Genomic DNA, 20681 nt, shown 5'->3' on the forward strand with positions numbered 1-20681 from the left:
AACGCTATTTAGCTAGTTTCACTAATGTATTTATTAAGACTTGTGTACCAACGACACAATCTTCTTTTTCAGTCCATTCTTTAGGATTATGACTAATCCCATCTTTAGACCTAACAAAAATCATCCCCATATTAGTAATATTCGTCATCATCAATGAATCATGACCAGCCCCACATTGCAGCTTCATAGTTGGAACTTGTAATTCCTCACATGATTTTTCAATTACTTCAACAATTTCGTTAGAGCACGTGGCAGGATCGACTGCTTTCTTAATATCAATCTCAGATTCAATCAATCTCTTATCTGAGATATCTCTAATAGCGTTTGTCACTCCATTGACCATCTTAGTTCGAAGTTCTTTGTCAACATGTCTTAAATCGATAGAAAATGCAGCTTTTCCAGGAATAATGTTCACGCCACCTGGTTCTACTTTCATCTTTCCTACTGTTCCTACACCTTTATATTTTATTGCAAGTCTTTCAACTTCTAGCATGATTTCTGCCATTGCAAGAGACGCGTCTTTTCTCATATTCATCGGCGTCGCACCAGCATGATCTGGATGACCTGTTAACGTAACCTCTAACCAAACAGGACCTTGTATATCTGTCACTACTCCTACTGCTAATTCGTGCTCTTCAAGCACTTTTCCTTGTTCAATATGCATTTCGACATATGCTTTTAATTCTTTGGATTGTCTAATTGCTTGTTTATAAAGAGACGGATCAAATCCAGCTTGTTCAAATGCTTCACCGTACGTTATTCCATTTGCATCTTTTAAAAGGAATGTTTTCTCATCTAGGTAACCGCTCATACCTTTGCTTCCAATGTACCCTGTCCCAAACCTGGTCCCTTCTTCATCCGTAAAGGATACAACTTCTATGGAGTGAGTCAATTCAACTCCAGATTCTTTAATCGAGCGAATCGCTTCCACAGCGCCTAACACTCCAAGAGCTCCATCAAACAATCCTCCATGAAGAACCGTATCGACATGAGAACCCGTCATAACAATCGGCGCATCTGGGTTCATCCCTTCTAATTTCCCAATAATATTTCCGACCGAGTCCACACGCACTTCTAAACCAGATTCTTTCATCACATCTATAACGTACTGTCGTGCCTTTAAATCTTCTAAACTAAGCGAGAGTCTTGTAACACCTTCTTCCGTTACATTTGAACCAGCGCCAATCTCTCCTAACTTCATAAGCGTTTCCCATAGCCGTTGTTGATTTATTTGATGTATTGCGATCATACTAATCATTCCTTCCAGTTGTCACTAACCGTTTATTGTTTCTTCATTGTAGTTATTTGAGCACCAATAGTCATTATTCACACTGTCTAACAATAACCATTTTAATTGTTTATAATAACTAATTATTTTTATTTGTTTCCAATATCGGAACCGGATGATTTGATGTAGCTACGATCTCGAATGTAAGATAATATTCCTTTGTCAGTGGCAATAAGTATTGCATACAAATATTAACACCAAAAAAGGGCAACCAGATGATTGGCCCTTTTTCGGTAGGTTTAATTAGATGGCAAAAACTCAGTAGTGAAAATATCTTTGGCTTCAAATTCATCTTCTAGTAATCCTAATTCTAGAAGTTGCTCAATAAGCGTTTGCCAACGTTCTTCAGACATGTAACCAAAGCCATGCTCTTTAGCATCTCCACTATAAATGAATTCCTTTTGTGAATCTGTTTCAAATTCGAGGTCTTCTAATGCTAAATTCGGATTCGCTTCATGAATCGCTTCATTAATCTCGTATGGAGACTCTTCGTAGAAGTTCCAACCTTCTACAAAAGACGTTACGAAATTTTGTACCGTTTCTTCATTTTCGGCAATGTAATTCTTAGTAGCAAACAACACAACATTATATGGATCAAACCCGGATTCAGAAACCAAGATTGTTTCCGTTGCAACACCTTCTTTCTCTAAAAAGAATGGCTCTGATGTTACAAATGCTTGACTAACTGACTTCGGGTCATCAATGAAATTAACATGCTGACCAGTATAACCCATTTCAGTTACTCCACTTAAATCATATCTACTAGTCAAGAAGTCCCAATAAGGAATACCTGGTTGAATGTAAGAAGTTCTTCCATTCATATCTTCAAAATCACTAATTTCTTCCCCTTCATGGAACATTAGTGCAGCTGGACTATTCTGCATTGTTGTAGCTAATGTAACGAGTTCGATTCCCTCATTTCTAGCAATCACAATTTGGTCAGCATGCGCTAAACCAAACTCAGCATTCCCAGATGCAACAATTTGAATAGATGATACTTGTGGACCGCCAGTTTCTAATTCAACATCCAATCCATGTTCAGCAAAAATCCCTTCTTCCTGAGCTGCATACACCCCACCATGCTGACTTTTCGGAAACCAATTTAAAACGAGCTTAACTGATTCTGTACTTTCTCCACTTGATTCTTCTCCTCCACACGCAGCGAGAAACATAACAACCAATACACTAACAACTAGCAATCTCATCTTGTATAATTTCTTAATTGTAACCATCATTTGCCCCCTCTCGTCTATACCTCTTTTTTATATAGTGTTTAAATCAATACATGTTTAACTTCCTCGATATGTACTATAACCACCTGGAGCAATTAATAACGGAACATGATAGTGTTCATCTTTATTTGAAATGACAAACTGTACTGGGACGATATCCAAGAAAAGTGGATCTTGATTTAGATTATTCGTTCGATAATATTCACCGACATGAAATTGTATTTGATAAGTCCCCTCCTTCATTTGGTTATCTTCTAGTAATGGTTGAGAAACTCTACCATCCGCATTTGTTCTAGTCTCTACTATCTTCTCTAGTTGATTTGCTCCTTTCATTTTCCATAGCACAATAACGACATCCTTTGCGGGCTTTCCTGTACTTATGTCTAATACATGAGTTGTAAGTTTTCCAGTCATTTGATTACTCCTCTCCTGCCAAACGATTCATTCCGATAGAATTACTATTTTATGCTCCTATATTCATCCGCTACCATATCCCAGAGCCTAAACTTTGCAATTTTACCAACTTGAGCAAGCGCCGTCTCGAACTCCTCGTCATATTGATTATCCACTCTCGTCTTCATGTTTTCTTTTATTGAATGTTTATCTTGCCCTTTCACTGCCATGATAAAAGGGAAATCAAACGTTTTAACATACTGTTTATTTAACAAAGAAAATTCATGATACTCTTCTTCTGACAATTGACTTAATCCAGCATGCATCTGTTCTTGTTTCGACGATTCGGAAACTTCAAACCTTGTCCCTAAATCAGGATGCGCTCTAAGTAAGGATAGCTTCAAAGAAATACAAGCCTTCTCCATCTCCTCAATCAGCGTTTCATACATTTTCTCAAGGCTCGAAAAGGGATGGTGCCCCCAAGCACGTTTGGCAACCCATGGTGAATGTTCAAATACAGTTCCAACAGAATCAACAAATTCCTGTTCCGTCATCTTATTTACTTGCGCCATCGAAAGATTAATCGTAAACACCTACCTTCATTATTTCCGAAACTTTTGAACCACTTTACTAAGTTATAGCCACATCATAAATTGTTACAACCATTCAGTCATTGTTCGTATTAACCAAAACAAAAAACATATAATGTTTAATACAACTAATGCTAACAAAATGAAAGCTCATAATTGGCATTTTATTTTGAGCTACTTATCATAACAAACCGTTTAGAAAACTAATGTTGCAATGCTTTCTAGTAGTAGCTAATTCCTTTAAGTTGAAAATCCTCTAAATAGTAACATTGTCAGATTAATTAACTGTAAAATTAGTTGAATTTCATATTTGGAGATACCATTTGAACAAATTCGGAGCCATTGTACTTCCCTTTTGGGACAGTTTTAAAAAAAGATTTAAGCAAAATAAAATTTTTGCCTTTCTACTTTTTCTATTTTGCATAAAATGACCAACTTAGCAATAAAAGTCGTTAGATTTTCTGACGGTTACGTTTCGGAATCATCATTTTTCTTGTACATTATACACAATGACATACATTAGAAGAGGTGGACAAAATGAGGTTACTAGACATATTAAACCTGCCAACCTTTCAAGAAACGACTGTAGTTGCAGGGGAACATGGATTAACGAAAACCGTTCAATCTGTCAACCTTATGGATGCTCCAGATATTATTCACTATTTAACTGGTGAACAATTATTGCTCACAACGGCATATTCCATAAAAAACAACCCAAATGCACTTATTGAACTAGTGAAACAAATGGCAAAACAAGGTTGTGCAGGGCTTGGGTTAAAGACAAAAAGATTCATCGAGGAAATTCCGGTTGAAGTGATTGAAATAGCAAACGAACTACATTTCCCAATTATCGAAATCCCTTTAAATTACTCTTTAGGCGAGATGTTAAATGAGGCATTAGGATGCATTCTAAAGGAACGAACGCATGAACTAAATTACGCCCTTACTATCCACCGTGAATTTACTGATATCGTTATTTCAGGTGGAGGCTTCTCAAACATCATTGAGAGTTTAGCATCGATATTAGACCTTCCTGTTATTCTATTAAATTATCGTTTAGATATCATGGCCTATTCTCACGATATCGACAAAGAGGCTTTCTTTGATATTTATTGGTATATTCACGAGCGTATTCACCAAGAACACCTTGATACATACAAGGTGTTAACACTCCCAAGAGAAGACGGAAATAGCAAGTTTACAGATTTCTCTATTTATCCAATCAGTACGACCAATCAACAAAAGGGCTATATTATTATTTTTGGGAAAACGTTGTCAAATGAATCTTCCTTTACTCTCGCCGTTGAGCAAGCTGCCAATGTCATTTCATTTGAATTTATGAAACTTCACGCACTTGAACAACACTCTAGAAGATTAAAAAATGAATTTTTTGCTGACCTTGTTGATGGAGCGATTCCAAATGAAGAAGAAATTATTAACCGAGGAAAATCCTATGAATTAAATAAGTCTCTTCAATACATTTGTATCACATGCAAAATGGATGATTCTTCTGACTTTTATCAAGACTCACATCCTCTTCAAACGGAAAAAGAAATTAGTTTAAGAAGAGATCGAATTTACGAGTTGATGGAATCCGGATTAACGAAGAAATTTGAGAACTGTATTGTTTTTACAAAAGGAGATCTATTTACAACGTTACTAGGCTTCGATTTTTATAATGATGAAATTGAAAAAGCAGTATTAGGTTCGATTAGCGAACTCCAGTCCGATCTGTTTCAAGCTCTAGACTCGTCGATGTCATTTGGCATCAGCAACTATATAGAGAACTTAAAAGACATCCCAACCTCTTTCCAAGAAGCCGTTGATGCCTTACGAGCTGGTTACAGAGAAAACAAAAAGCGGTTTGTTAAAACATATCGTATTAAAGAGCTGGCAGAAATCTTTAAAACGATCCCCTCGCAAAAGCTTAAAGAATTTTATAAATCAACTTTACGAGAGTTAGCCTATCCAAAAGATAAAGAAAAAGAAGATCTCGTACAAACGTTATCTGTCTTTCTAAACAACAATTGTAACATATCAGAAACAGCCAAAAGTCTATTTATTCACCGAAATACGGTAATTTACCGCATCAAGAAATGTGAAGAAATTCTCGGAATTGAGTTAAAAGGCGCCGATGAAACACTAACGCTCAGAATTGCCCTTTTCATCCGCTCATTTTTCAACAACCGAATCGAAAAACAAAAGATCTAAATATACATTACTTGTTTCAATATACTTATATTGATATCGTTCAAAATTGCCTTACCTTTTAAAAAACAATGACACTCCCTAGCTCATCTCTTTAGGGTCGCGTCATTGTTTTTTCATTAAAGCCTTTTGATAATCTGCTAGCGTATCAATATCAAAAAGAATATTAGGATCATCAATATGAAGACAGTGTTTTTTTACTGAGCTTAGTAACCCTTTACCTCCTTTATCACCTGATAGCGTGGAGAGATCTAATGCTTTAACATTCCCCCAAAAAACAGGATGACCAGGTTGATTTTCATAGAAAGGTCTAATAACAAATGGACTCGTCATTCGTTTCTCCTTTTTATACCCCTCCTCAAACACTGTCTTAATAGTCTCAGCCTTTAGAAACGGCTGGTCTCCTAAGAAAAACATTGCTGAGCGGAACGTAGAATCAATGTTTTCCATGGCCGTTAAAAACGATGTACTCTGTCCAAGGTGATACTTATGATTGATAATCCAGCTGCAATGTGACGAAGGAATTGAAATACGTTCCATAATGTCATCTGCCTTATGACCTATGACAATCATTACTTTTTCAAAAGACTGAGCTACAACGTTACGAATCACATGCTCAAGCATACACTTCCCATCTAATTGCAATAACTGTTTAGCTGTACCCATACGAGTTGATGAGCCCGCTGCTAAAATCACTGCACAAACATCCTTATTTTTCAAAAAGTCCCTCCCTCTTTAATCCAATTGACTTTTCATTCTTTTTTCTTTTTTTATTTACTGCCTTCTTTTGATTTCTCACCTTTATCAACTCACCGACAATGCTAATACTGATTTCTTCTGCTCCCTCAGCATCAATATCCGTTCCAACTGGAGAGTGTATCCATTCAGGTACTTCACCTTGGTACAGCAAGCGTTCTGTCCTTCTTTTAGGTCCGAGTATCCCTAAATATTTCGGTTGGTCCTTGATAAAAAAAGAGACGATATGCCGATCACGAATGAAGCTATGCGTCATGATTAGAACATAACTATTTTCCTTAATGGAGTTTTTCGCTAAGAACGTTTCAGGATGTTCAGTGACTAATAAACTAGCTTGTGGAAAATTGGAGACGTTGCACCTGCTCTCTCTCGGGTCGATGACAATCGGACAGAAATCAAACTCTGCTACTCTTCTTACAATCGGTTCTACATCTGGACCTGCTCCAAAAATATAAATTATATCTTTCGATTCATGTAGTTCGAAAATGAAATGAGTTTTTAATTCAACATTGAATCGGTACTCAAATACCCGATCATCTTTGTAGAATTGTTCAACATCCTTACTTAATAATCGCGCAAATTGAGGTGAACAACACGAACCAACCATTTCTCCATCCGTTGTAAAGAAAAAACGTGCGCCTTCCATATCCCCACCCACACCTCTTACGGAAATGATAGGGTCTCCTTGATCAAACGTAGCTAGAACTTGAGGCCATAGTAGCGAGCCATCACCACCTACTTCCTGCCAATAAAATGGTTCTACCAAAACTTTAATTCTGCCATTACACCCCGCACCCTGGCCCCAACCAAGATCATCTTCTGAATGCAAATCGTATGTTAGCGTTTTTGAGCTTTTTTCCGAAATAACATTCATAGCGTGGATCTGCAAGTCCTCCTCCAGACAGCCACCACTAATCATTCCAAACTGCTTACAATTTCCCATAAACAGCATTTTTGCTCCCTCATGGCGATATGCTGACCCCTCCACCTCAATAACAGTCGCTAAAGCGCATGTACTATAAGGATGTTCGTTTAAAATTCTAAGATATTTATAAAATTCTTTCATAACATTCCTCTCCTTTAGCGAATCTGCTATGAATTATTAGTTATTATCAGAACTTAATCTCCTTATCACACGGTAGATTCCACCATAACCAGTACACCGACATAGATTACCAGACAAACCTTCTTTCAGTTCTTCAAACGTCGACTCAGGGTGTTCATTTAATAATGCTTTTAATGAAACAATCATTCCTGGAGTACAGTACCCACATTGGAATCCCCCTTCTTCTAAGAAAGCCTGTTGAATAGGGTCTAGTTTCTCCTCACTAATTCCTTCTATTGTTTCTATTTTCTTTCCTTCGCACTGATAAGCCATAGTCAAACACGAATTCTGTTGTTTTCCATCAACCATAACCATACATGCCCCGCATCTACCAATCTCGCAAGAAATTTTCGTACCGGTTAAATCTAAATCAGTCCGAATAATATCTACAAGACGTCTCGACGGGTTTACATTAATATTTACTGATTTTCCATTTAATTCAAAAGACAGGCTGTAATCAGCTACTTCTTCAATCTCAATTGGTTTTACTTTATGACTCATTCCATCCCCCTCCTCCATACTATTTATCTACTAAGAAAAACCGCCAACGGTCTTTTCTTAGTCCTTGAATAGCTTTCATACTTCTTTGGAACTACTTTAATATTCGCTCATATTTTAAAATTCTGATCTTTTGATAAAAACTTAACCTTAACTGCTATGAAGGTGTCTTTGCTATTTCCTCTTCTAAAACAGGCAACTGTTGCAAGAGCATTTCTGGCTTAAGGGGCAATTCAGTAACCCAAACCCCTGTTGCCTGTTTAATCGCAGAAACAATGGCAGGAGCTAAAGCGACCGATCCCACTTCTCCAACCCCACGTGGACCAAATGGATCACCTTCTGGAAGTTCGTCAATCGCTTTTACATAATGGGCTTCCGGCACGTCGAAAATAGTTGGAATTAAATACGTATCTAAGTTTTTCGTAACGTATTTACCAGAACTCATCACTGCATCCTCTGTAAGCGTGAATCCAAGCGCCATAACGCTTCCGCCTTCAATTTGACCTAGATACCCCATTGGATTAATGACAGGACCGGCCGCAACCGTGTGGTCAATTCTTTTCACAACAACCATTCCTGTTAATACATTAACCTCCACTTCGGCAATAACCGATGTACTCGTATAAAGATAATGCCCTCCCATTATTGGGTCTGGTGTAACAGGATAGTGAAATTCCGTCGTACATTCAAAGTCATTAGTGCCATTTGCTAATTGCATATATGTGATGACCTGTTTTAATGGCTTTTCTTTATGAGGGGATTCAGCCCATATGCCACCTAATCCTGTTCGTAACGCTTCTTTCGGATAACCTGTTAGTTGACTCGTTTTTGAAAACAAAGCTTCTAAAAACGGTCCTTTTAGGCGATTAAGTGCTTGCCATACCATATTCGTCGTTCTTGATGCCGTCGAGGAGCCACTTGGAGGAACAAGGTCGGTATCCCCGATAATGATATGAATGTCTTCCTTGCTGCACCCGAAATGATCGAGCATCAAAATTTCCAATGTTCCTAAAAGCCCTTGCCCAAATTCTTCGTGACCGAAGGCAACTTCAATCTTTCCTTCTTTATTTAATCTGATCGTTCCACCAGCATGATCAGGTATTCCATAGCCTAAACCTGACCCATGCATCGCAAGTGAAACTCCTATTCCACATTTAATCCATGGTTTCGTTGAATCACTGCTTGCTTCTCTCTTTTCCCAAAGCGGGGACTGTTTAATAGCTTCCCATACTTGTTCCGGACCATTTGTTGGAACAATTCGTTGTCCCATCGGACCAAGATCGGTGGCTTTCCGTAAATTCTTCTTTCTTAACTCCCAAGGGTCGATGTTCATTTTTTCTGCAAGTCGATCCAACTGACCTTCCAATGCAAAAATAACTTGATTCCCACCGAAGCCTCTGAATTCACCAGACACACCATTATTTGTATATACAGCCTTGCCTTTCACATCAACATGAGCGATACGATATGGTCCTACAGCATGTTCTGTTGCAAAGTTTAAAACTGGACCTCCAAGTGTGGAATAAGCACCAGTATCTGAGAGGATCGTAACTTGGTGAGCAATAAGCTCCCCTTCAATGTTCATACCGGTTTTCATCGTCACTTTCATCGGATGTCGTTTTAATCCCGCTACTACTGACTCCCATCTTGAATAGTGCATTTTGACTGGTTTTTGACAATGAAGGGCTAGCAATGCACCATATGGTTGAACATTCAGCTCATCTTTTCCACCAAATGATCCTCCAATTGGACTTGAAATTACCCGAATTCTTTCCTCATCCATATCTAAAATACGAGACAACTGCATTCGATCTTTATATCCATGCTGCGTTGGAGCATATACAGTTAACTTTCCATCTTCTGGAACAAATATGCCACCCTCTGTTTCAAGGTACGTATGCATTTGCCTCGGAGTCAAATACGTCTCCTCGACAACATACGCACATTGTCCAAACCCGACTTCAAGATCCCCTCGGGAATAATCGGTTTGATGAAGGATATTGCCATCTTTGTGCAGCAATGGGGCTCCCTCTTGAAGAGATGCTTCTGGTGTATCAAGTATCGGCAATTCCTCATAATCTACTTGAATTAATTGAAGAGCATGTTCAGCTGCTTCCTCAGATGTTGCAGCAACAGCCGCTACTGCATCTCCTTCAAACCGAACAACATGCTCACAAAATACGGGCTGATCAGGAGTACTAATTCCAAAGCCATTTAATCCAGGAATATTACGATACGTTAGAACAGCGATGACACCAGGTGACCTGAGAGCTGCCGACATATCAATTGAGAGGATCCGCGCATATGGCACTGTACTTCTTAACACTCTTCCATACAACAGATCAGGAAACTTCATATCCGTTAGATATCTTAGCTTACCTGTTACTTTCTCCGCTCCATCTGGTCTTACTTTCCACTTATCACCACTTGAATTACGATCCAGCCACATTGATGCAACCCCCTCCTTGAGTTTGATCCCATCTAGTAACCAATTCACTCACTAACAGATTGGCTACAACTGATTTCTTATAATTTGAAGAAGCAAAAGCATCCGTAATTGCTTCAAACTCGTTCATAATCGATTTATGAATGATTTTAAGCAAATCAGTTGAACAGCTCTGATTCTGAAGTTCTAATTCTGTTGCAGAAAGTCTTATAGGGACAGGTCCTCCACTTGCTGCAAGTAAAACATTTCGAAATATCCCATCATGGTCAACGGTTCCTCTACTAGCTACAGTAACTAGTGAAGCCGTAAAAGTTTCTCTCCTTCCGACTTTCGTAAAGAAAGAGAAATCGCCTTTATTCTCTTTGTCCTCCACTTCAATCACCACATCAACTAAAATTCGGTTATCTCTTTTAAAATTATTTGCTTGTAGTGTAATGAGCCATTGTTCCAGTGATTCTGTTTCAATAGTTTGACCATTAAACCATCGCAATTTTGTATTAAATATAAGAAAAACAGGAAGAGTGTCTCCTGCAGCTGTATAAATATTTCCACCAATAGTCCCTTGATTACGGATAGACGGAGCTGCAATGCGATGACAAGCCTTTACAAGTGGAGATAAATATTTCTGTATAATTTCACTTTGAATACAGCTTGCTAAAGTGACTTGTGATCCGATAACGATCTCTCTTTTACCAAACGATAACTGTTCTTTCACTTCTTGCATTTCCGATACCTTTTCCAAGCTTATAAGATTAGAAGACATTTTTCGTAATTTTGCCTCCCATTGTGCACGTAACCAAGTCCCACCTGATACAAAGCAGTATTCTCCTGGTTTAAGATTATTCTGGATCTCCCATGCTTCATTTAAGTCAGCTGGACTCCAGATTTTTTGCGTTGTCACCATTTCCAAAAACACCTCTTTCTCTAAATGAATCTATTAAGGAAATCAATGTTATACACGCATTATTTTTTTAAAAAATTTCGCCATATTTCAAATGATAAGGTAAGAAGCTCACTGCGTCATTGTTCACACTACCTGAAATTTAATTGTCATATTGTTAATAAGAACTAAATTAAAAGGCTTATAATTTTGTAAACCAGTGAAGCTTTGAAATGCTTTCCTGCTGCGTCACCTTCTTGTTCACTTTTTCAAAAAAAGTGCCAATCCTTTCATACAATGTCACATTTCTTCACTATCATTTTTTTGAAGCATTTAACCATCAAGTTACCTTTCATATTTCTCAAGTTAAAGCAGTTAAAATACCTAAGTCGATTAATATACTTTTATCTATTTTGGATGATTTAACTAATTCAAACAGTTAATTCGGGAGATAAACTCACATGGAATTTCTTAATAGAGTTGTATAATAACTGTCAACACTCCTTAGTCCAACTAAATGGATATTAATCAAAATAGATAAGATGACAAATCTGTCTCCAGTCCAAATAATCAATCATTGACTGAAAAATTCCTGTACTTGATTAATAACTTATTTATCTCTTCACCAATTAATGAACGAGTAAAAAAACCACTTTGGAATACAGTCAGTATTCCAAAGTGGTTTTTTTTAACTTAGTACAACTATTTACAATCTAAAATACTTTCGTCAATTCCCATTTTTTCAATTTAAACCTACTCATTTTAGATGCTCCGAATCGGATCGTCTCGTTATTTGGTGCTGGGTAAAAACGAGCGGTAAAGGTTTCTTCTCCGCCATTCACAAAGATTTCAAGAGAAGATGTATCAATAAATAGATGTAGCGAGTGTAGATTCTCAAGATAACATTGACGCTTTTCCACTACCCCATCAACATAACTTTGTCTTTCAAGTGTAATCGTATTTTGTTTTTTTGAATACGTTACTCTAGCAGCTCCGCCAATTGTTAGATCAAACCAACCGTCTGAGACGACGATGTTCTCTAATATCAATTCGACAGCCTTCCCGCTCACACCCTCAAGCTGTAGGGATTCATGCTGCATTTCCACCTCATGTTCAATTGCTATTCCTGCCCGTAAATCCTTCAGCTCTTGTACCGGGACTTGAAAAACCTTTCCATCTATGAGTTTCAACTCACGAGGGATTGTCATGTTGTGTAACCACTGATGTCCAATCGTTGGATGGTCTTGTTCATCTTGATCTGGCACACTCATCCACGCAAACAATAGTCTTCTCCCCAAATGATCCTCTGTCGTTTGAGGAGCATAGAAATCAAAACCTCTATCCAACTCCTCAAATTCACCATGATCATAAGTACCGTTGCTTGGATTAAACGTCCCAATTACATAACCAGCTTGATATACATTTTGATATTTCATTCCCTCAGCCTCTAGTCCTTGAGGAGAGAAAATCAGTACTTCCTTATCATCCAGTCGGAACAAATCGGGACACTCAAACATATAACCAAAATTCTTAAGTTCTCCTGATCCTCCACCAGTCAAAATCCCGACATGAGTCCAATCAACTAAATCATTTGAACGAAGAAGCGCAACTGCCCCTTTTAATTCAGTCGTTTGAGCCCCCACTACCATAAAATAACGTTCATCTTGTTTCCAAACTTTAGGGTCGCGAAAATGCGCCGTATATTCTGTTGGTAATTCGACAACGGGCCCCTTTTTTTCAAATTGAATGCCATCTTCAGAAATCGCAAGACATTGGTATGATTCTCGATCCCCATTGTCATCCTTCACGTTTCCTGTATAGAAAACGTACATGTTTCCTTCATGTTCAATGGCACTTCCGGAATAGCAACCATTTTTTTCATACCATTCTGAGGGCGTTAGAGCCACTTCTTCATGCTTCCAATTCACTAAATCCTCAGAAGAATAATGACCCCAAAATTTTGCTCCATGTCCCGTTTTAAATGGCATCCATTGGTAAAAAAGATGATACGTTCCATTCCACTGAATGAAGCCATTTGGGTCATTTAATAATCCGACTGGAGGCATGATATGATAATGCAGGCGATAGGAGTCCTGTTCTACCAACTCCTTATGCTTCGTTACCTCTTCAAAGGCTTTGCGACGGAATTGATCATCACTCAACATCATTCACTCTCCTACTTCCTGAAGATGATTTTGTACTTCCTCAAGTGTAGGAAGTGCAGTCATAGCCCCTTTCGTTGAAGCAGCTAACGCTCCAGAAATAGAAGCAAACTTAGCCATTTGAACAGCCTCGTCTAGTGAAAGGGATTCAATATCTCCTTCGTACTCATTTAACGAATACAACATACCTGAAACAAATGCATCCCCAGCACCAGTCGTATCGATTGCTTTCACTTCCATAGCCGGGACATGTTGATGTCCTTCCGAGGTATAGACATAACTACCCTCTGCTCCTAACGTAATTAACATAAAAGGTATGTTATATTGATTTAATTTTTCAACACCTTTATCGATATCTTTTTCACCCGTAATAAATTCTAATTCCTCTTCTGATATTTTCAGTAAATCAGCCTGAGAGAGCATGGACTTAATCGTTTCTCTCGCTTGTTCATTTGTGTCCCAAAGGCTTATGCGTAAATTCGGGTCATATGAAACAAGCATTCCTTTTTCTTTCGCTATTTTCACGGCATGATGAGTAGCTTCTTTTGCGGGGCTGCTAATCATTGAGATTGATCCAAAGTGCAAAATTTTGTGGTTTTCAAAATCATCTTCAACTATCTCATCAGCGTTTAAAAAGCGATCTGCACTTGGGTCTATGTAAAAATCGAAGCTTCGTTCCCCGTCTTCTGCATTTGTGACAAATACAACGCCAGTCCGCACTTCTGGCGTTAATAGCATGCGATTCGTATGTACTCCGTAATGATGAAGTGTGTCCCGTAAGAACTTCCCTAACACATCATCTCCAACTTTCCCTATAAATGTTGACTTCACTCCTAATCGAGCTACACCTACAGCAACATTGGCAGGAGCCCCACCAGGGCTTTTTTGATAGGACGTGTTGGTCTGATCCAACGGTATAAAATCAATCAGTGCTTCACCTAAAGTAATAATCCCTTTTTTCATCATCATTTTCCTCCTTACTCTTGTTCTACCTATATTATCATCTCTTAGATAGAAAATAAAAAAAAATTTAAAAAAGAGAGTATCTCAGGAAAGATCTGCCCGATTACCTATCCATCGGGATCAGATCCTTGAGTATTGAGCTACCCTCTAAGTTTTTTGATTCATCAATCGACTTTAGACCATACTTATTTTGTTTCTTCTTTCCACCCAAGCAAAAGAGTTGCAATAAAAGCACCTACTATTGCAATCAAAAACCCAATTCCATAGTTCAGTGGATCTTGAGCAATTGCAAACAGTGGGATACCAGTTAAACCAATTCCATTAGCCATCACTTGAGTGAAAACAACATATGCTCCCCCAAGAGCACCTCCAATAGCTGCCCCAATAAATGGACGACGGTACTTCAAGTTTACACCGAAGATCGCCGGTTCGGTAATTCCAAGAAAAGCAGAAACAGCTGCTGGAAGGGCAATTCCTTTTGTTTTTTTATTTTTCGTTCTAAAGAATACAGCTAAAGTTGCTCCACCTTGGGCTACATTAGCCATCGCCCATATCGGTAGCAAGTAATTCCCACCGATTTTCGCTAATAATTCCGCTTCAATCGCATGAAAACTGTGATGAACTCCTGTTAATACGATTGTTGAATAAAGTCCTCCGAATATAAGTCCCGCAATAGGGCCTGCTGTATCATAAATAACACCTAATACTGAAGTTATTCCATTACCAAGAGAGCGACCTAATGGACCTATGACTAATAATGCGACAAAACCTGTCAAAATAATCGTTAAGAACGGGGTTAAAAGTAAGTCAACTACATTTGGAATAACCTTACGTAACCCTTTCTCGATTTTCGACATAATATACACAGTTAACAATACTGGAATAACAGTACCTTGGTAACCTAGCATTTCTACACCAAAACCAAAAAAGTCTAATGTCGTTGGCTCTGCACCTGCAAGTCCCCATGGATTTAGAAGTGCTGGATGTGTCATAATACCACCAATAACAGCCCCTAAATAAGTGTTTCCGCCAAATTCTTTGGCTGCACTAAATCCAATTAAGATAGGTAAAATAATAAAGGCGGCTGATGAAAACATGTCCAACATAACAAAGAGACCACTTTCTGGGTCAACCCAGTTATACGTATTCATCATTCCAAGCAGACCCATCAACATACCTGCTGCAACAATGGCTGGAATGATTGGAACAAATATGTTTGAAAGCGTGCGTGCGAACCTTGCAAAAGGGTTCATCTTTCTTTTAGCTGCATCACTATGAGAAACCGGTGCCTTCTCTTCCTCTTCGGATACACCTACAAGTGGACCAAAATCTGCAAACACTTTGTTTACCGTTCCTGTCCCAAATATAATTTGGAATTGACCAGAACTAGAAAAAGCTCCTTTTACTCCGTCTAGTTCCTCTATTCTTTCTTTGTTAATTTGACTTTCATCCGAAATAACAAGACGAAGACGAGTCGCGCAATGTGTCGCACTAACGACGTTATCTTTTCCACCTAATAGAGAGACAAGTTGTTTTGCAACTTCACTATGATTCATGATGTATTCCTCCTATAAACTTTATAAAATGAAAAAAGACCTAAAATATATAAAGTACACATGGGTAATTCGAGAGCGAACTACCCATGTCGCTTTATACATTTTAGGTCTTGCCTGCTTCACCAGTTACAATCCTACGATATGATATTTTCATTAGCTCTTATCTTACATTATGTAAACGTTATCGTCAACATAAAACGACAAAATTCTAACTGCCTATTTTTCATTTACCAACCTTTGGATGTGTAAAGAAATATAGGCGATTTCAGATTCTGGAAATGTAATACCGTATTCATTGTATAAGTATTCTGCTACCGCTTCGGAACATTCGTAAGCGGTTTGATATTTTAATTTGATAAGGTTAAGCATATCTTCATCAATTGGGTCAAACTCACTTCCTTGCTCGATCCGATTTATCGCAAAACGCAAATGTGTAATTAACCTTTGATAATTGATACTTGATTCCTCAATTTTCACTTTCATTGTCGTTTCCACTTGCTCAATAAAATCACGCAAAATCGTAGCTTTTTCCATGGAATCACTCATTGAATGCCCACCTATTTTGGCTGTATGAATATGAAGAGCAATATGTGCTACTTCATCTAAAGGAATTTCAACTCCTAGATCCTTTTTTATTTCCTCTTTTGCCCAAAAACCGATTTCAAACTCTTTTTTATAGAGAAGCTTAATTTCGTTCGTTAATTTGTTTTGAATTGTAAAGCCTTGTTCAAGTCTTTCTAATGCAAAAGAGAGATGGTCTGTTAAGGCGATGTGAATATGATCATTTAATGGTTCTTTTAAATGACCTTCCGCATAACTTATGATTTTTTCTGCAAGATCTATATGTGTTTCAGGTAACGTAGCAAGTAGCTGTTGAAATTTTTCAGATGATTGTTCATGTAAAACAAAGATTTTCTCTATTTTACCTTTTGGAATAATGTCATTCTTTCTTTTTTGAAAAGCAATACCATTACCCATTACAATTTTTTCATTTGGCCCATCAATGACAACCACAGCATTATTGTTTAAAATTCTAAAAATACGCATATAAATCCTCCGGTTAAATGATATTTATCATGTTACCACATAATAGCCTGAAATGAACGTTCACCATTTGAAAGTGGGTCGCCTTTAGTACCACTTCTTGGAATATACAATGTCCCTACTTATACAATAATTAATGAATAGATAAAAAATAAATAAGGTGCTACTATCTTGTAATATCACGCTTTCTATATCCTATAAATCCTACTACTATTAGAACGGCGGCAATACAAGTTAGCATAAGAACACTTGAACTATCCATCTCTTCCACTGGCAATTGCGGTACATGGCCGAAAGGTGATAGTTTTCCCATCCATTCAGGGAATTGTAGTAATCCACCTAAATAAACGACTAGAAACGAATAACCTAAATACAACCAAGAGAAACCTGTTAATTGTGGGAAGAAGCCAATAAACAACACAGCCAATCCAACCATCATCCACATAGCCGGTAAATAAACCATTGCTGCTTCAAACATCATCGGAAACAAAATAGCTTCATCCATCACTGCTATTGAAGCAGACCACAACCCTAATAAAGCTAGAAATAGCATCACAGAACCAAAGAACATCGATAAAATCAAATAACTCCCCATCACTCTCATGCGAGATACCGCACGAGATAGTAAATGGTCCATACGCTCTTTTTTTTCCTCGGCTTTTAGTTTTAACATGAACATCAAAGCTGGAACTGTACAAATCATCGAGATTACAGACATGAGCATCGCTAAAAACTGTTCGGTTAACGATAGTCCCTCAACAGGTGACAGCATCTCACTCATCATTTCATTATTAGTAAAAAATGATTCTAAGTCACCAAATACAGAGCCATAGGATACTCCTAACACATACATACCAATCGCCCAAGCAATGATACCTGTTCGCTGTAGTCTAAATGCAAGACCAATTGGACTTTGCAACAAGCGTGATGCATATTTCCTACCCGGTTTAGATGGGAAAAATCCTGATTCCAAGTCACGATTTTCATTTAAAAATAAGGTGATAACGACCACGACTATTGCAGCTCCAACTGTTAAAATAACCGGCCACCAATCATTATTCACATATACCTCTGTTTTCAAAATCCATCCAAAAGGAGAGAACCAAGAAATTGTTTCATTGCTTACATCCCCAACTGCACGAATGAGATAAGCGACTCCTAATACCGTAAAGGAAAAGCCAATCGTCCATCTAGAATTTTCAGACAGTTGAGCAAAGAGAGCGGTGATGGCTGTAAAGAAAATACCGGTAGCCCCTAAAGCAGCTCCGTATAAGAGGGAGCCTTCTAAATCCATACTTTCAATTTGAAGACTAGATAGTCCAAAGCCGGTTAATAAGGATAACACTACATTTGCACTAACCATCACAATGATCGTCGCACTCACATTTGACAGACGGCCAACAGGGAGTGAACGGATTAACTCAATTCGACCTTCTTCTTCATCTGCCCGTGTATGACGGGTAACGATTAAAATACTCATGAGCGCAACCACAATTGCCGTAAATAGCAACATTTGATGAGCCATCATCGGGCCAGCTGTATAATCGTCTAAGCCGTACCCAATCCCAATCATTGCTGTCATCGCAGGGTTCCTCATCGTTTCAGCGATCGCTTGTCTTTCCTGTTCAGATGAATATAAACCTGTAAATGCCGAAGCAGTTACGATCGTAATTAATAAGAAAGAGATTAACCAAATCAGCAGACGAATACGATCACGACGGATAATGAAACGAGCCATTGTTCCTGTTTGACTGAACAGCTGCTTCCACATTATGATTCACCCCCCACTCCTGTATTCAAAGTGTGTACTGCTCCTTCATAATGACGCATAAATAACTCTTCTAATGTAGGTGGCGAACTCTCTAACTTGATTAGTCCGAACTGACTAACATGCTGCATCACCGTATCGAGTTCTTCTGCATCTACTTGGAAAGAAAGACCTTGATCTTTCTCCGCTATATCATGAACTCCTTTTAAATCATATAAAGCATTAATTGGTCGTTTCGTCTCGACAAGTAGACTCGTTCGTGTTAAGTGACGTAGCTCATTCAACGTTCCTGTTTCGATAATTCTTCCTTGGCGAATAATACCAACTCTGTCACATAGCCGTTCAACTTCTGATAAAATATGACTAGAAAGTAGAACACTTTTCCCCGCTCGTTTTGCATCCATCACACAATCTTGGAACACTTTTTCCATTAATGGATCAAGACCTGATGTCGGTTCATCTAAAATATATAAATCGGCACCAGAGGCAAAAGCAGCGACTAACGCCACCTTTTGTCTGTTTCCTTTTGAATAAGTTCGACATTTTTTTGATGGGTCTAAATTGAATTTTTGGATTAATTCTTTTCGACGATTTTTGTTAGTTGCCCCGCGCAATTTCATAAATAAATCAATGACTTCTCCACCTGTTAAATTAGGCCAGAGATTCACATCACCTGGCACATAGGCAATTTGCTTATGAATATCAACCGCATCTTTCCAAGCATCCTTGCCAAAAATCTTTACCTCGCCTTCAGATGCTTTTATAATCCCTAGTAATATCCGAATGGTCGTTGATTTCCCGGCTCCATTGGGGCCAATGAATCCATACACTTCTCCACTGCTCACTTCCATGTTCACACCATTTATCGCGGTAAACTTACCAAATCTCTTTGTCACATTGACTGTTTTTACAATCGGCATGTCAAATCCCCCTCTTTGGATCCAATTTTATTTTTCAACTCTCTACTGATACATTCTTAAAGATCAAGCTATAATTATGAAATATTTTAACTTATATAGTTCATAATATACAAAAAACAACCCATCAGGCAAGAGTTTATGAACTATATCATTTGTTTTATTACATAATTTTCATTACACTAACATTGAGGTGAAAGAATTGGACGGATTTAAGCGACGTAAAGAGCAAAAGAAGCGAAATATATTAGAGGCTTCATTAGCCTTATTTATGGAATATGGCATTCAAAAGGTTTCGATTTCAGAAATTGCCAAACAAGCTAATGTCTCACAGGTGACAATCTATAACTACTTCGAAAATAAACATACGTTAATCCATGAAGTGTTTCTCTATTATATTGATAAAGCATCAAGTGATTTTGAAAAAATCGTACATGATAACATACCTTTTCCCGAGAAAATAAAGAAAATTATCTTTAATAAAAGGGAAATAGCAAATCAAATTCATATGGAGTTTTACCAATATATGATGAAAGAGTATTCAACCGAAGGCAATTATATCGAAAAAATATATGTCGAGAAGGCAGTCCCCTACTTTACCCAGTTATTTAAAGATGGCAAAGAACAAGGATATGTTGATCCAAACTTATCGGATGAAGCGATTCTGTTTTATGTCCAAATGCTAAAAGACTATATACAACGAGAAGAGGTTTATCAAAAAATATTGCCTTTGACAGAGGATATTACGAGCATTTTCTTTTATGGGATTATTGGAAAAAAGGAAAAAGACGGGTCGTAGGGGTTAATTTATAAAGGGAATCAAATGATACAGCAATATGACAACCTTCCCTATTTTCTAATTTTTAATAGAGGGT

Annotated in this window: 17 protein-coding genes; 2 read left to right on the plus strand and 15 right to left on the minus strand. The window is 37.9% G+C overall.

The window, feature by feature from the left end; all coding sequences use genetic code 11:
- Positions 1-4 precede the first annotated feature (4 nt).
- The 4 genes from SAZ04_RS04520 to uraD all read right to left on the minus strand — a co-directional run bounded on the left by SAZ04_RS04520 (position 5) and on the right by uraD (position 3506).
- A complete protein-coding gene (locus SAZ04_RS04520) occupies positions 5-1249 on the minus strand; it encodes a Zn-dependent hydrolase (RefSeq protein ID WP_332691711.1) in 1245 nt (414 codons plus the stop codon).
- Positions 1250-1527: 278 nt separating this feature from the next.
- A complete protein-coding gene (locus tag SAZ04_RS04525) occupies positions 1528-2523 on the minus strand; it encodes an ABC transporter substrate-binding protein (RefSeq protein WP_332691713.1) in 996 nt (331 codons plus the stop codon).
- Positions 2524-2577: 54 nt separating this feature from the next.
- Positions 2578-2934 carry a hydroxyisourate hydrolase gene (uraH, locus tag SAZ04_RS04530; protein WP_332691715.1) on the minus strand — a complete coding sequence of 119 codons (357 nt, stop codon included), beginning with the start codon at positions 2932-2934 and terminating at the stop codon, positions 2578-2580.
- 44 nt (positions 2935-2978) lie between these two features.
- Positions 2979-3506, minus strand: a complete 528-nt coding sequence (gene uraD / locus SAZ04_RS04535; RefSeq protein WP_332691717.1) for a 2-oxo-4-hydroxy-4-carboxy-5-ureidoimidazoline decarboxylase — start codon at positions 3504-3506, stop codon at positions 2979-2981.
- Positions 3507-4040: 534 nt separating this feature from the next.
- Between uraD and SAZ04_RS04540 the strand changes: the two genes are divergently transcribed.
- Positions 4041-5714, plus strand: a complete 1674-nt coding sequence (locus tag SAZ04_RS04540) for a PucR family transcriptional regulator (protein WP_332691719.1) — start codon at positions 4041-4043, stop codon at positions 5712-5714.
- Between the two features lie 102 nt (positions 5715-5816).
- Here the strand turns inward: SAZ04_RS04540 and SAZ04_RS04545 are convergent, their stop codons facing one another.
- The 11 genes from SAZ04_RS04545 to SAZ04_RS04595 form a co-directional block, all read right to left on the minus strand.
- Positions 5817-6431 carry a nucleotidyltransferase family protein gene (locus tag SAZ04_RS04545; protein WP_332691721.1) on the minus strand — a complete coding sequence of 205 codons (615 nt, stop codon included), beginning with the start codon at positions 6429-6431 and terminating at the stop codon, positions 5817-5819.
- A complete protein-coding gene (locus SAZ04_RS04550) occupies positions 6421-7533 on the minus strand; it encodes an XdhC family protein (RefSeq protein WP_332691723.1) in 1113 nt (370 codons plus the stop codon). Before SAZ04_RS04550 ends, SAZ04_RS04545 begins: the two co-directional genes overlap by 11 nt.
- A gap of 36 nt (positions 7534-7569) precedes the next feature.
- Complete coding sequence (gene pucE / locus SAZ04_RS04555; RefSeq protein ID WP_332691725.1) at positions 7570-8073, minus strand: xanthine dehydrogenase subunit E; 504 nt, start codon at positions 8071-8073, stop codon at positions 7570-7572.
- A 154-nt stretch (positions 8074-8227) separates the two neighbouring features.
- Entirely contained in the window at positions 8228-10519 is a 2292-nt protein-coding gene (pucD, locus tag SAZ04_RS04560) for a xanthine dehydrogenase subunit D (protein WP_332691727.1), read from the minus strand.
- Positions 10503-11420: an FAD binding domain-containing protein gene (locus SAZ04_RS04565; RefSeq protein ID WP_332691729.1), complete on the minus strand. Its 918-nt coding sequence runs from the start codon at positions 11418-11420 to the stop codon at positions 10503-10505. Before SAZ04_RS04565 ends, pucD begins: the two co-directional genes overlap by 17 nt.
- Positions 11421-12109: 689 nt before the next feature.
- The gene (locus SAZ04_RS04570; RefSeq protein WP_332691940.1) at positions 12110-13561 is read right to left on the minus strand and encodes a sucrose-6-phosphate hydrolase; all 1452 of its coding nucleotides are present in this window, start codon (positions 13559-13561) and stop codon (positions 12110-12112) included.
- Between the two features lie 3 nt (positions 13562-13564).
- Positions 13565-14521, minus strand: coding sequence for a carbohydrate kinase family protein (locus SAZ04_RS04575; protein ID WP_332691943.1), 957 nt, complete (start codon positions 14519-14521; stop codon positions 13565-13567).
- A gap of 185 nt (positions 14522-14706) precedes the next feature.
- On the minus strand, positions 14707-16077 hold the full coding sequence (locus tag SAZ04_RS04580) for a sucrose-specific PTS transporter subunit IIBC (RefSeq protein ID WP_332691732.1): 1371 nt from the start codon (positions 16075-16077) through the stop codon (positions 14707-14709).
- A 216-nt stretch (positions 16078-16293) separates the two neighbouring features.
- The gene (locus SAZ04_RS04585; protein ID WP_431308957.1) at positions 16294-17124 is read right to left on the minus strand and encodes a PRD domain-containing protein; all 831 of its coding nucleotides are present in this window, start codon (positions 17122-17124) and stop codon (positions 16294-16296) included.
- Positions 17125-17287: 163 nt separating this feature from the next.
- Positions 17288-18892 (minus strand): ABC transporter permease, encoded by a 1605-nt coding sequence (locus SAZ04_RS04590; RefSeq protein WP_332691735.1) that lies wholly within the window; start codon positions 18890-18892, stop codon positions 17288-17290.
- Positions 18892-19809: an ABC transporter ATP-binding protein gene (locus SAZ04_RS04595; protein WP_332691738.1), complete on the minus strand. Its 918-nt coding sequence runs from the start codon at positions 19807-19809 to the stop codon at positions 18892-18894. Before SAZ04_RS04595 ends, SAZ04_RS04590 begins: the two co-directional genes overlap by 1 nt.
- Before the next feature lie 199 nt (positions 19810-20008).
- On the opposite strand from SAZ04_RS04595, the gene SAZ04_RS04600 reads away from it, so the two are divergent.
- The gene (locus SAZ04_RS04600) at positions 20009-20605 is read left to right on the plus strand and encodes a TetR/AcrR family transcriptional regulator (RefSeq protein WP_332691740.1); all 597 of its coding nucleotides are present in this window, start codon (positions 20009-20011) and stop codon (positions 20603-20605) included.
- Positions 20606-20681 lie beyond the last annotated feature (76 nt).

Source organism: Halalkalibacter lacteus (genome assembly GCF_036663595.1).
Taxonomy (GTDB): domain Bacteria; phylum Bacillota; class Bacilli; order Bacillales; family Bacillaceae_D; genus Halalkalibacter; species Halalkalibacter lacteus.